Origin of the sequence: Streptacidiphilus sp. P02-A3a, assembly GCF_014084105.1 — a bacterium.
Lineage (GTDB): Bacteria > Actinomycetota > Actinomycetes > Streptomycetales > Streptomycetaceae > Streptacidiphilus.
The window spans coordinates 6,486,339-6,499,437 of record NZ_CP048289.1 but is presented as its reverse complement, the minus strand read 5'-3'; the positions used below and the strand labels follow the sequence as shown (position 1 = coordinate 6,499,437).

General features: G+C 74.0%; 9 protein-coding genes. 3 read left to right on the top strand and 6 right to left on the bottom strand.

Annotated features, from left to right (window positions below; all coding sequences use genetic code 11):
- Positions 1–19 precede the first annotated feature (19 nt).
- From GXP74_RS27660 to GXP74_RS27650, 3 genes are read right to left on the bottom strand one after another with little or no spacing between them, the layout of a single operon-like run.
- Positions 20–1,285 (bottom strand): ATP-grasp domain-containing protein, encoded by a 1,266-nt coding sequence (locus tag GXP74_RS27660; RefSeq protein ID WP_182453960.1) that lies wholly within the window; start codon positions 1,283–1,285, stop codon positions 20–22.
- Between the two features lie 39 nt (positions 1,286–1,324).
- Positions 1,325–2,623: a cytochrome P450 gene (locus GXP74_RS27655; RefSeq protein ID WP_182453959.1), complete on the bottom strand. Its 1,299-nt coding sequence runs from the start codon at positions 2,621–2,623 to the stop codon at positions 1,325–1,327.
- Positions 2,624–2,667: 44 nt separating this feature from the next.
- Positions 2,668–3,951 carry an MFS transporter gene (locus GXP74_RS27650; protein WP_182453958.1) on the bottom strand — a complete coding sequence of 428 codons (1,284 nt, stop codon included), beginning with the start codon at positions 3,949–3,951 and terminating at the stop codon, positions 2,668–2,670.
- Positions 3,952–4,161: 210 nt separating this feature from the next.
- On the opposite strand from GXP74_RS27650, the gene GXP74_RS27645 reads away from it, so the two are divergent.
- A complete protein-coding gene (locus GXP74_RS27645) occupies positions 4,162–5,439 on the top strand; it encodes an aspartate aminotransferase family protein (protein ID WP_182453957.1) in 1,278 nt (425 codons plus the stop codon).
- A 4-nt stretch (positions 5,440–5,443) separates the two neighbouring features.
- On the opposite strand, the gene GXP74_RS27640 is transcribed toward GXP74_RS27645, so the two are convergent.
- Positions 5,444–8,224 carry a type 2 lanthipeptide synthetase LanM family protein gene (locus GXP74_RS27640; RefSeq protein WP_182453956.1) on the bottom strand — a complete coding sequence of 927 codons (2,781 nt, stop codon included), beginning with the start codon at positions 8,222–8,224 and terminating at the stop codon, positions 5,444–5,446.
- Between the two features lie 60 nt (positions 8,225–8,284).
- On the bottom strand, positions 8,285–8,788 hold the full coding sequence (locus GXP74_RS27635; protein ID WP_182453955.1) for a DUF6229 family protein: 504 nt from the start codon (positions 8,786–8,788) through the stop codon (positions 8,285–8,287).
- Positions 8,789–9,311: 523 nt separating this feature from the next.
- Between GXP74_RS27635 and GXP74_RS27630 the strand changes: the two genes are divergently transcribed.
- The gene (locus GXP74_RS27630) at positions 9,312–11,507 is read left to right on the top strand and encodes a hypothetical protein (RefSeq protein WP_182453954.1); all 2,196 of its coding nucleotides are present in this window, start codon (positions 9,312–9,314) and stop codon (positions 11,505–11,507) included.
- A 28-nt stretch (positions 11,508–11,535) separates the two neighbouring features.
- Positions 11,536–11,937: a hypothetical protein gene (locus GXP74_RS27625; protein WP_182453953.1), complete on the top strand. Its 402-nt coding sequence runs from the start codon at positions 11,536–11,538 to the stop codon at positions 11,935–11,937.
- A gap of 18 nt (positions 11,938–11,955) precedes the next feature.
- On the opposite strand, the gene GXP74_RS27620 is transcribed toward GXP74_RS27625, so the two are convergent.
- Positions 11,956–12,942, bottom strand: a complete 987-nt coding sequence (locus tag GXP74_RS27620; RefSeq protein ID WP_182453952.1) for a LacI family DNA-binding transcriptional regulator — start codon at positions 12,940–12,942, stop codon at positions 11,956–11,958.
- Positions 12,943–13,099: the final 157 nt, after the last annotated feature.

Below are 13,099 nucleotides of genomic sequence, written 5' to 3'. Positions count from 1 at the left end.
GGCGGGCCGGGCGCCGGGATCAGTCGGCGGCGGCCGACGGGTCGATGTCGAAGCTGATCAGGGCCGCCCCGCGGGCGGCGACCAGGGCGGCCCGGCCCGCGTCCTCGGCCACCGACAGGACGTGCCCGGCGCGGTCCCAGGCGCTGGTGAGCGGCCCCACGGTCGCCCCCTCGGCGACCGTGGCCACCGCCGCGAACACCCCCTCGACGCTGCCGGCCTCCGACACCCCGTGCACCGCCCGGACCAGCCCCGGTCGGGCGGTCACGAACCGCACCGCCGCTCCCCGCCGGGCCTGCTCCGGACGCTGCGGGCGCTCGCCGCGCAGCACCCGCACGAAGTCCTCGACCAGCGAGCCGCCGTAGGCCAGGTCGATCAGCGGCACGATGGCGCCGCCGGGCAGTCGGCCGGCGCACTCGACCAGGTACGGCTCGGTACCGTCCACCAGGATCCACTCGCTGTGCAGCGCGCCGCTGCCGAAGCCGACGGCGGCGACCAGCGCCCGGTTGGCCGCCACCACCCGGTCGCGCACCTTCGGGTCCACGGTGGAGGGCAGCACGTGACCGGCCTCGACCGGATGCGCGCCCGGCCACACCGACTTGTCGGTGACGTTGACCCAGACCACCTCGCCGTCCGCGACCAGCACCTCCGCGCTGATCTCCGGGCCGCGCAGCCGCTGCTCGGCCAGGAACCGCCCCGGCGTCCAGTTGGCGCTGCGCAGCTTGGGATCGTCGGCGGCCAGGGTGGCCCGCCAGGCCGCGTCCAGGTCGTCGCCGGGACCCAGCACCACCACCCCCACGTTGGCCTGCCGGTCGGCCGGTTTCAGTACGCACTCGCCGCCGTTGGCCCGGGCGAAGGCCCGCACCTCGGCCACGCCGTCGGGCTCGGTCCAGCGCGGCTGCGGCAGACCGGCCGCGTCGGCGGCACGGCGCAGCTCGACCTTGTCCCGCAGCCGTCGCGCCGCCGCGACTCCGGCCCCGGGGACGCCCGCCGCCTCGGCGCAGGCCGCGGTCGCCACCACCGAGTACTCCCAGGCCGGGATCACCGCCACCACCCCCCGCAGCGCCTCGGCGGGCAGCGGGGACCCGCCGTCGTGGCGCTGGGCCGGGCCGTCCAGGACCTCGCCGACGCAGGCGCGGGCGGCGGCCTTGGCACGCAGGTCACCCGCGTCCAGCAGGTCCGGCTCCTCCACCACGGTCACCGATCCGGCCGGGAGTATCTTGTCCAGCTCCCCGAGCAACCCCAGCCCGCAGCCGACCAGCAGGTACCTGTCGGAGCCCTCTGTCATCACAAGACTTCCCTTCCTCGTACCAATGTTGACACCACGTCAGCCGACCGTGACCGGCAGCGAGTCGTAGCCGCGGACCACGTAGCCGCGGCGCAGCGGGCGGCCGGTCAGGGCCAGCTTCGGGAAGCGGTCGAGCAGCGCCGGGAAGAAGACCTCCGCCTCCAGCCGGGCCAGCGGCGCCCCGACGCAGTAGTGGATGCCGCCGCTGAAGGAGAGCACCGGGCTGCCGGTGCGGGTGATGTCGAAGGTGTCCGGGTCGGCGAACTGCTCCGGGTCCCGGTGGGCGGCGCCGGTGAGCGCGAACACCGTGCCGTCCTCGGGCACCTGGTGGCCCGCGACCACCGCGCCCGGACCGGCGACCCGGACGATCACCTGGGTCGGCGAGTCCCAGCGCAGCACCTCGGTGACCGTGTTCTCGGCCAGTCCCGGGTCCGCACGCAGCAGTTCCGCCTGCCGGGGGTGCCCGAGCAGCGCCACCAGGCCGTTGGAGAGCAGGCCCACGGTGGTGTCCACCCCGGCGCCGAACAGCAGGATGGTCATCCGCAGCAGCTCGGCGGCGGACATCCCGGCGCCGCCCTGCTCCGGGTCGCCGCCGGCGTCGGCCGAGGCGATCAGGTCGGAGATGATGTCGGGCCGCGGGTCGCGGCGGCGCTGCGCGATCAGGTCCTCGAAGTAGGCGTTGAGCCCGACCGCCGCCTCGTCGGCCCGCTCCAGCGCGTCCTCGCCCACGCCGACCTCCACCACCTGCATCACCGCCGAGGCCGGGTCGTGCAGTTGCGCCCAGTCCCGCTCCGGGATCCCGATCAGGGTGCCCACCACGGCGATCGGCAGCGTCGCCGCCAGCAGCCCGTACGCGTCGACGGTGCTGCCGCCGCCGCCCGCGTCCGCCAGCCGGTCCAGCGAGCGGTGGACCAGCCGGACCACGTCCTCGCGCATCCGCGCCACCCGGCGCGGGGTGAACGAGCGGTTCACCAGCCGGCGCAGCCGGGTGTGGTCCGGCGGGTCGCGGAACAGCACCGACTCGATGTTCTGGACCACCGCCGGATGCTCCCGCCAGCCGGGCGAGGCCTTGTCCATCCAGTCCGGGCTCTGACCCAGCAGCCGGGGGTCGCGCAGCGACGCCGCGCAGTCCGCGTAGCGGGTCAGGTACAGCCGTCCGCTGTCGGCGACGTGCACCGGGTCGGCCTGGCGCAACTGCTGGTAGTAGGGGTAGGGATCGGCCCTGGCCGCCTCCGAGCCGAACAGCTCGGCCAGCACCGAGGCGGCCAACTCCCGCTCCCGGCCGTATGACTGGGCCGGTTCGGCCTGCTGGAGCGGGGTACCGCTGGGTTCACTCATGGCGCCTCCTGGGCTCGGTGCCTCCGGGACGGGGCCGGGGGCGGTCACACGGGCACGCCGACCGCGGGCACGGCCGGCGCGTCGAGCTGCCGCAGGACGCCCTTGCCCTGGAGCCACACGGCAGTGATTCCGTACAGGGCCGCGCCGACCATGATCGGCGGGACCGGGCCCCAGCGGTCGGCCATGGCCCCGAACACCACCGGGGTCAGCCACTTGAGGCTGTTGGCGCACAGCAGCATCGCGTTCCCGGCCCGGCCCTGCATCTCGTGCGGGATCAGCTCGTAGGCCCGGGTCAGCAGGATCACGTTGACCGGCGCGATGGCGCACACCGACACCGCGCCGGCGACCCCGATCAGCAGCGGGGACGGCGCGAGCACCATCGCCACCGGGCACGGGACCAGCAGCCACGAGGCGATCAGCACCAGCGTCCGGCCCGAGTAGCGGCCGATCAGCCGGGGCGCGCTGAGCGCCCCGAGCAGGCCGCCCGCCGAGAAGGTCGCGGTGATCACCCCGATCTGCGACGGCTCCGCCCCCCGGGACCGGGCCAGCACGATGACCAGCAGCATCATCCCGGTGGCCACCGCGTTGACGGCGGCGGCCCACAACGCCACCACCCGCAGGTAGCGGTGGCCCAGCACCAGGCGCAGGCCCGCGCCGACACCCGGACCGGCCGCGGCCGGGTTCCCCGGGCCGCCGGGGCTCCTCGGCGGGTCGAGCGTGCCGCGCACCAGCGCCGCCGCGAGCGCCGCGACCGCGAACGAGACCGAGTCCAGGCCGAACGGCAGGAACCGGGCCACCGCGAACAGCGCGCCGCCGCTGGGCGGTCCGCCGATCGCGGCGGCCTGGTCGCGGGCCTGGGTCCGGGCCAGCGCCCGGGACAGCTGCGGCGCCGGTACCACCCGGCGCACCGCGCCCCGGCTGGCGCCGATGTAGAACGCGCTCCCGGCCCCCTCCAGCGCCCCGGCCGCGACCAGCAGCCCGAGCGGGACCCAGCCGAGCCCGATCGCGGCCGATACGCCGCCGAGGGCCGCCAGTTGGACCAGGGAACTGACCACCATCACCGCCCGCCGGGACCAGCGGTCGGCGACCGCCCCGGCCGGGAGCAGCAGCGCCAGCATCGCCACCAGTTCGGCGCTGCCGACCAGACCGGCCCGCGCGGCCGAACCGGTCACCGCGAGCACCAGCAGCGGATAGGTGATCGCGGAGAGTTCGTTTCCGAAGGAGGAAATAGCCTGGCCGCTCCAGAGGAGCAGGAAATCCCGGTTGCGGTTGAGCGGCGGTAACGCATCGGCAGCCGGCGCCTGCGGCTCGGCAACACGGTCGCTCATGGCGGAACACGCCTGCCTTCCCGCGGAAACGGATGTGCGCACGAGTTCCGGCAACCGAGATTATGGCACGGTCGTGCGGAAGCGGAAAGGGCGCCTCGGGACCGGCCCCCGATGGCCCGGGTTGGGGATGGACGGGTGTTCGCCGACTCGGCTACGTTCTTGGGTGGCCCGCACCGCCCCGTACCGCCGACCCGCCAGGAAAGGCAGGGTATGGATATCCAGGCGATCGATCCAGTCGCTGCGTACCGGCAAGCCGTCAATCCCTTCCGCGCCGACGTCATCGAGGCGCGGAACTGGCCCACGTTGTTCGCTGACGCCCGGGGGGAGTTCGTCACCGACGCCGAGGGCCGCCGCTACCTCGACATGATCGCGGAGAACGGCGCCGCCACCCTGGGGCACCGCCACCCGCGCGTGGTCCAGGCCCTGTGCCGGACCATCGAGTCGGGCAGCCCGTTCATCGTCCCGCTCGGCCTGTCCAGCGCCGCCGGACCGCTCGCCGTACGGCTGTGCGACCTTGCCGGTCCCGGCCTGGAACGCGTCTACTTCTGCACCGCCGGGTCCGAGGCGGTCGAGAACGCGATGAAGTTCGCCGTGGCCGCCACCGGCCGGACCGGCTTCGCCGCCTTCGGGCAGGGCTTCCACGGCTTCACCCCCGGCCCGCTGCCGCTGGCCGGACACGACTACTGGCGGCTGCCGCTGGCCGGGACCGGCTGGGACCCGCAGGGCTACCACCGGGTCCCGTTCCAGGACCTGGCGGCGCTGGAGGCGGTACTGGCCACCGGCGAGATCGCCGCGCTGCTGGTCGAATCGGTCCAGGGGCTGGGCGGCGCCCGCCCCTGGGACCCGGAGGCGCTGCGCGCGGCGGCCGAGCTGTGCCGGGCGCACGGCACGCTGCTGATCGCCGACGAGATCCTCACCGGCATCGGCCGCACCGGGCAGTGGTTCGCCTTCCAGCACGCGGGGATCCAGCCCGACCTGGTCACCGTCTCCAAGGGCCTCAGCGGCGGCATCGTCCCGGTCGCCGCCGTGCTGATGAGCGAGGCCGTGCACCGCTCCGTCTACAGCTCGCCGGGGCGCGCCTACATCCACAACTCGACCTTCGAGGGCCACCTGCTGGGCATGGTCGCCGGACTCACCGTCCTCGACGTCATCCAGGACGAGGACGTGCTGGCGCGCGTCCAGCGGACCGGCGAGCTGCTGCGGGGACGGATCGAGGAACTCGTCGACGAGGGCATCGGGATCCGCGCGGTGCGCGGACGCGGCCTGCTGCTCGCCGTCGACATCGAGGGCCTGAGCGAGCCGCAGGCCGCCGACGGTGCGAACGCCTGCGTCGACCTGCTCCAGCAGCAGGGCGTGCTGCTGGAGACCGCCGCCCACGCGCAGACCTGGCTGCGGCTCAGCCCGCCGCTGACGCTCTCCGAGGAGTCGGTGGGCGTGTTCACCAAGGCCCTGCGCGACAGCGCCCGCAAGCTCACCAGCCAGCGGTAACCGGCTACCGCCCGCAGCGGGTCTGCTGGAGCAGGGGCGAGGCCACGGCGCTCTCCGGATGCATCCGGAGCAGGGTCACCACGGCGCCGGACAGGCCGTTGAGCAGCCCCGGCGCCGTGGCCTCGGCGGCGTCGAAGCCGGGGCGGGGGGCGGCGGCCAGGACGTCCAGCAACCGGGTGTCCAGCTCCCGCCGCCCGGACAGGGCCTCGGCGGCGCCGGTGGCCCGGCCCGCGGCGGTGAGCAACTCCCAGGCGCCGGGCGCGCCGTGGCACAGTGACCGGCCGCCGGGCAGGCCGCCCGCGGCCACCGCCGCCGTCGTCCGGCGCAGCACCGCCAGCAACCGGTCGTCGGCCGTGCGGCGGTACAGGTCGCAGGCGGCCAGCCCGGCGCCCGCCGCGCCCCGGCACCAGCCCGGGTCGCCGCCCGCCGTCCAGGCGTCCTGGGCCGAGCGGGACAGCCGCCCGGCCCGCTCCCGCCAGCCGTCCCGCTGCTCGCCGGTCCCGACCCCGGCGGCGGCCAGCCGGTCCAGCGCCCAGGCGGTCCCCGCGCCGCCGCGCGCGAATCCGGCCGGCTCCAGGCCGAGCGGATTGGCGTCCAGGGCCAGCACCAGGCTCCGCCCGACGTCCGTGGCCAGGGTGGTCCAGGCCGGATCGCCGGTCGCCGCGCCGAGGTCGAGCAGCGGCACCACCACCCCCGACACGCCGTCCCACCAGCCGGAGCCGCCGGCCACCCGGTTCCGCAGCCCCCGCGCCGCGACGAGCGCCCGCACGCGGGGCGCGGCGCTGTCCGCGCTGGGCGTCCTGGCCAGCAGGTCGGCCAGGGTCAGCCAGGTCCAGATCCGGCCGCCGGCGCCGTCCAGCGCTCCGGGGCCGCGGGCGGGCCGCCGGTCCAGCCGGTACAGCACCTCCAGCGCCCCGCGCAGCAGTTCGTCCAGCCCCGGCACCGGGTCGGCCCTGCCGTCCGCCGCCTCCGCCGCGTATCCGGCCAGGGCCAGCACCACCCCGGCCTGTCCGGTGCCCAGCTCCGCGTCGAGCTCGCGGACGGCCCACCCGGCACCGGTCAGCACCGGCCCCACCCAGGTCGCCGAACCGTCGGCGCCGCGCACCGCGCTGTCCCGCAACGCCCGGACCGCCCGCGCCGCCAGCTCCCGGCGGCGGCGCTCGACGCCCGACCGGCGGTGGCTTCGGTCGGCTGCGGGCACGGCAGCGGGCGGCTCCGGGCGGTCGGCGGGGCCCGGGTCCGCCACCGGACGGTGCCCGTCGGCGTACACACCGGGCAGCGCGAACCGGATCAGCCCGGCCTCGAAGTCCAGGTCCGCGGCCCGCCAGTCGTCGACCGCGGCGTGCAGCCGCTCCCGGGACAGGCGAGTGGTGAACACCGGCGTGTCCCCGACCAGCAGGTCCGCGATCTCGGTCTCGACCACCGCCGCGTCGGCCGGTGCCACCGGGTTGGCCTGGGCGTGGCGGCGCAGCGCGGTCCGGGCGTGGTCGAGCGCGGCGGTCTCGTCGTGCAGCGCCACCGGATGCCACAGCATGTGCCCGACGTCCCCGTACACCTGGGTCGAACGCAGCACCTGGCGGACCTCGCAGCCCGCGAACGGCTCCAGCAGCCCCAGCAGCCGACCCGCGCGGTCGAGGGCGCGCAGGTGCGCGCCGGTCTCCGCGAACCCGGCCACCATCTCCTCCCAGAACCGCTCCGGATCGGGCACCGCCACCGGGTGGTTCTTCGACGGCGGCAGCCAGCCCGCGCGCTCCACCAGCCGTGCCTCGTCGGTGCCCGCCCCGACCATCGCCGGAACCCGCACCAGCGGCTGCTGGCTCGGCAGCCGCCCGGCCGCCGACAGGTCGACGCCCGACAGCACCCCCACCCGCATCGGCAGAATGCCCACCCGGGGCACCGCCCGGCTGAGCAGCCGCTCGGCCACCCGCTCGGCCACCTGCTCGGCGGACGCGCCGGTCGGGCCGCCGGACGGCGTGGGGGAGAACATGGTCTCGGCGTCGATGACCACCGGCACCGGACCGGCGGCGATGATGTTGCCGCCGTGCAGGTCGGTACCGCCCACCAGCCGCATCACCGCCAGCCAGCGGCCCAGATTCCGGTAGAACACGGCGGTCCGCGCGTCGTCCTGGCAGTACTCGTGCTCCACGAACCCGGTCCAGCCGTACCCCGCGCGGGCCAGCACGCGCGGCGTCCGGATCCGGTCCGGCGCGGTGAACAGCCCGGCCAGGACGGCGTCCAGAGCCGCGTCCACCTCCATCGGCCGGGGTTTGTACATCACCGAGCCACCGGCGAAGTCCAGCCGGGCGACCGTGTGGCCGCCACGGTGCGGGTCGCCCAGGCCGAGTTCGAGCCCGCGCAGCTCGCCGAGTTCGCGCGGCTCGCCGTCGGCCAGGCCGGGGAACGCGGACCGGTCCGCCGCCAGCCGCTCGGCCAGGGCCGCCACGGCCGCCGCCCAGTTCCGGGCGCCGGTGTCCAGGCGTCGGCGCAGGCCCGGATAGCGCTCGGCCAGACCGGCCCGGAAACGGGGGGTCGCCGCCGCGTCGAGGAACGCCGTCCAGCGCTCCTCCGGATCCGCACCGCCCAGGGCGCCGCCGAGCGACGCCGCGCGCAACTCCACCAGCAGCAGGCGCTGCAACCGCGCTCCCACCGCACCACTCAGCCGCCGCCGGGCGCTCTCCACCACCACCTCGCGCTCCCCGGCGGCCAGCCCTGTCACCTCCCGCAACCGCTCCTCCAGCACCGCCTCCCACTCACCCAGCAGCACCTCCACCAACCCACCGAACACCCGCTACTCCAGCCCTCGACTCCAACACCCAGTCAGACCCAGCCCACTGACCACCGCGGCTCACGAACGCGCGAACGCCCGCAGGTCCTCGGTGGTGACGAACGCGTCGCGCAGGTCCTCGGTGGTGACGAAGCCGTCGCGCAGGTTCTCGGTGGTGACGTACGTGTCGCGCAGGGACTCGGTGGTGACGTACGTGTCGCGCAGGGACTCGGTGGTGACCAGGCCGTCGCGCAGGTTCTCGGTGGTGACGTACGCGTCCCGCAGGTTCTCGGTGGTGACCAGGCCGTCGCGCAGGTTCTCGGTGGTGACGTACGCGTCGCGCAGGTTCTCGGTGGTGACGTACGCGTCCCGCAGGGACTCCGTGGTCACCAGGCCGTCGCGCAGGCTCTCGGTGGTCACCAGGGCGTCCCGCAGGGACTCTGTGGTGACCTGGGCGTCGGTCGCGCCGAAGTCGGCGAAGATCGCGCCGTCGAACAGCGGGCCGGCCGGGTTGTCCTCACCGAACGCGCTCGGCGCACCGGACAGCCAGGCAGCAAGGAAAAGGGTGCTCTCGTCGTGGCTCATTGCATTCGCCTTCCGCGGAGATTGTTGCGGGGATTGGGCGTGCCTGAAACGTCGCGCAATGAAGCAGAATCCGACCGGAATAGTGCCTGCGGTATAACCGCTCTCCGAACAGATCGTCAGATCTGGAAGCACAGGTACACGGCGTACAAAGATCCTGGAGACGCAATTCATGACTGTATCAGCGACAGGAGCCCATCGGAAGAGTTCCCTGGGATCCCAGCGGTAATCGGGAACCGGTCGGCGCGCGGCGAAATCCAGCCGGTGCGCCGACGCGGCGGGCGGGTTTCGTTCCGACGCAGATCGAATCGTATGCGGACGGGTCGGGGGCGGCCATCCGCTGTCCACGGGGAATGTCCCGGTCGGCCGACCGGTCCGGTCCGGCCCGGTGGGAACGATCTTCGCGAATCCGACATGATTGAGCCACTCGCGGCGTAGAGTAATCCGCCCGAGCTGCCGCTGGGGCTGGTCCGAACTCCCGGGGGGTGGAGTGATGTCGGCACGTTCACGAGTCGCCTTGATCTGCGTGGGCGTGGTCGTTCTGGGGAGTCCCTGGGTCGAGCGGCCGCTGCTGGAGACCCCCTCGCAGAACGCCTTCGTGTCCTGGTTGCAGGACGTCGTGTCCGCGCCCGAGTGGCACGCTCCGGCCGGGGAGGCCGTCGGGGCCGCCGGGCAGTGGAGCATGCTGGTCGGGGCCGCCACGCTGGTACTGGGTCTGCTGCTGATCATGCCCGGGCTGATGACCAGGGCTCCGGCCGGACGGGTCCGCCGGGCCGCCGCGATCGGCGCGGGCGCGCTGATCGGGGCGACCTCCGGGCTGTTGGGCTGGTCCGTCGAGGCCGCGTTCGGCCACGGCCTGGGCGAGTCCCAGAGCCAGTTGTTCGTCTCGTTCGTTCCGTCCTCGACCGTATTCGGCATCCTGCTCGGCGTCGTCACCGGGTTGGTCTTCACCCGGAGCGACGCGTCCGCACCCCACGCCGGGGAAGCGGAGGCACGCCCGCAAGAAGGGAGCAGTCTCATCGACACTCTGGCGGACTCCTCGCCGGCCGCACTGGGAGAGGTCGACGGCGACGTCACCCGGTACCTCTGCGTGGCCGCTTACCTCGACCCGTCCTTCGCCCGCACCGTGGTCGAGCGCCTGCTGGGCGATCCCTTCGGCGCGGTCGCGGCCTCCCCGGGGGTCGACCTGCGGCCGGTGGCCCGGCACTGCCTGGCCGCAAGGGAGTTGCGCTTCCGGCGCGACCTGAAACTGTTGGCCGTGTGGACGGGCATCGCGCTGATCGCCCCGCTCTGGCTGCTGCTCGCCGGGGTGGTACTGGGTGTCCTCAGCGGCCGGATCACCGACGGCCCGGGCAGGCGCGGTCGGCCCGGGCCGGACGATCGCGGTCGCGGCGGTCCCGATGTCTCCGCCTCGGTCCGGTGGATCGTGATCACCGCGGTCCCGCTGGCCGTGGCCGTGGTGCTGCTCGGCATCGGGCTCTCCGTGCTGGGGCTGCCGGGCCTGCAGCGGTGGCTGCTGGGGGCGTACCTGTACGGGGTGCCCGCGGTGCTGGCGCTCGGCGTCGGGCTGTTCGCCGCCCACCGAGTGGTGGCCCAGGAGGAGTTGGACCTCGACGAGCGGTTGCGGACCACGCTGCGGCGGTCGAACTTCCAGCCGGAGGCGACGCCGCAGCCCGCGCCCGCCGCGTCGTGGGTCGAGGACCGGCTCGACGCCGTGGCCGAGGCGCAGCAGGGCAACGTCACCATCTACAGCGGCTGGTCGCCGTTCATGGGCTTCTCCGCGCCCACCTCCACCTGGTCGTTGGCGATACCGCTGCTGCCGGCCAGCCACCCGCTCGGGGCCGGTCCCGGTCGGCTGATCGACTTCGACGCCTGGGATCTGGTCGAGCAGATCCGCTCCTGCTGGCAGAAGTTGGCGGAGCATCAGCCCGAGCACGAGGCGTCGGAACGGCTGTCCGGGCTGGTGGTGCAGGACCGGGTGTTCGTGCACGGCGCCACCATCGGCGGTGACCCGCGCTTCGTCCCCGAGGCCGGAAGCCTGCTGACCACGCTGGAACCGGAGCAGGTGAAGCAGATCGCGCTCAACCCGACCGGCAGCGCGCGCCACTGGCTGACCGGGTACCTGCCGCTGTGGGGTGGTGACGTGGTGTCGTCCCTGCTGCTGAACATCTCGGTGTCCGGGCAGACGGTGCACGTGCGGTGGAGCAGGCACATCCTGGGGCCGGTACGCGGGCGCTACCACACGATCGACGCCCTGCCCACGGTGCTCACCGCCGAACGGCGCCGGGTGCTGGGGCTCGCCGCCCTCCAGCGCACCCGCTCGGTACTGCTGTCCGCGCCCCTGGCCGCGTTGGGCCACACCCTGTTCGAGTCCCGCCACCGCCGGCGGCTGCTGCGGGAGTGGCAGGCGATCGGGAACGACCCGGGCTTCGACTACGGGGCGCGGTTCAGCGCCAGGGAGGCGGCGTTGAACGCGACCTACCCGAACTACTATCAACCACAGGACGGCGAAAGGGCGTTGAACGCGCTGGATCACCACACGCTGGCCACCATCTGCGACTTCCTGGAGGCGCACGGGGTCGACATCACCGACTTGAAGCAACAGCAGCAGACGATCCTCAACCACGGGGTCATCCAGCAGGGCGGCGTCAGCAACGTGGGGAACCTGGCGGTCGGCCAGGGTGCCAAGGTCAGCGGCCCCGCTCCCGCGGCGTCCGAGTAGGTCCCCTCCTTCACGACAGGCGGTTCCCATGTCCAGTCAGACACCCGGCGACGTCCCCGGCGGCCCCGTCGTCAACCACGGCTTCCAGCAGTTCGGCGGCCACAACGAGATCGGCGCCCTGGCCGTCGGCCCCGGCGCGCGGGCGGTGGCCGGCAGCGGCGCGGTCTCGGCGGCCGAGTCCGACCCGATCCGGGCGTTCGTCGAGGAGTGGGCCAAGCGGCTGCCCGAACTCCAGCAGGAGCACAGCCCGGAGAGCCTGGCCGAGATCGCCCCCAGGGTTGAGACGGTGAAGCGTCAACTCGACTCGCAGCAGCCGGAGAAGCACCTGCTCAAGGACACCCTGGCCTCGATCCGGGCGATCCTCGAACACGGCCTCGGGGGAGTGGCCACCACCGCCCTGCTGGCCCTGCTCGCCTCGATCCGGTTCTGACCCGGCCAGGAGCACCGGTCAGCGCGGGGGGCGCTCGCCCGAGCCGCGGATGACCAGCCGGGTGGGCAGTTCGATCCGTTGCAGTGTGCCGTGGTTGCCGCTCAGCCGGTGGAACAGCAGTTCCGCGGCGATGCGCCCGAGCCCTGCTGGGTCCTGGGCGACCACGGTGACCGGCGACGACAGCAGGTCGGCCAGTTCGAAGTCGTCGAAGCCGATCAGCGCCGGCGGGTCGGGGTGGCGGGCCAGTTCGCGCAGGACGCCCACGGAGGTGCGGTTGTTGCCGCAGAACACCGCCGTGGCCGGTTCGGGGCCGCCGAGCATCCGGTCCAGGGCCAGCCGCAGGGTGAGCGGATCGGGAGCCGCCATCTCGATCCAGTGGTCCCGGATCTGCAGCCCGGCATCGGCCATGGCCAGGCGGTAGCCGCGCAACCGCTCAGCGGCGGTGTAGATCTGCGGGGAGTCACCGAGGAAGCCGATGGCCCGGTGGCCCTGCCGCAGCAGGTGTTCGACACCGCTCTGGACGCCGCGCGCGTTCGCGGTCAGCACGGTGTCGGCCGCCAGCCCCGGCACTGGCCGGTCGACCGCGACGATCGGCGTGCCGATGGCGGTCTCGGACGCCAGGTAGGAGTGGTCGGTGGCGGTGGGGACGATGATCAGGCCGTCCACCCGGCGGGCGCACAGGGCGAGGGCGAGTTCCCGTTCCCGGCTCGGGTCCTCGGCGGAGGAACCGCTGAACAGCAGGCAGTCGTGGGTGCGGGCGACGTCCTCGACCGCGCGCGAGAGCAGCGAGTAGAACGGGTCGGCGAGGTCCTCCAGGATCAGCCCGATGGTGCCGGTCTGCCGCCCCTGGCGCAGCAGCCGGGCTCCGTCGTTGCGCCGGAAGCCCAGTTGGTCGATGGCGTCCCGGACGCGCTGGGCGGTCTCCGCCTTGACCCCGGGCTCCTCGTTGACCACGCGGGAGACGGTCTTCAGCCCCACGCCCGCCCGCTGGGCGACATCGCGCATGGTGGGACGTGTCTGTCCAGCGCTGGCGCCCCGGCTGTCCTCGGGCATGGAGGCCTGCCTTTCCGAGTACGTGCGTTCCGAGTGCGTGGACAGAGAGCACGAGTATGCCCGCGAATGACAACGTTGGCCAGGAGGCGTCCGCGCCTTGCTGATGTGA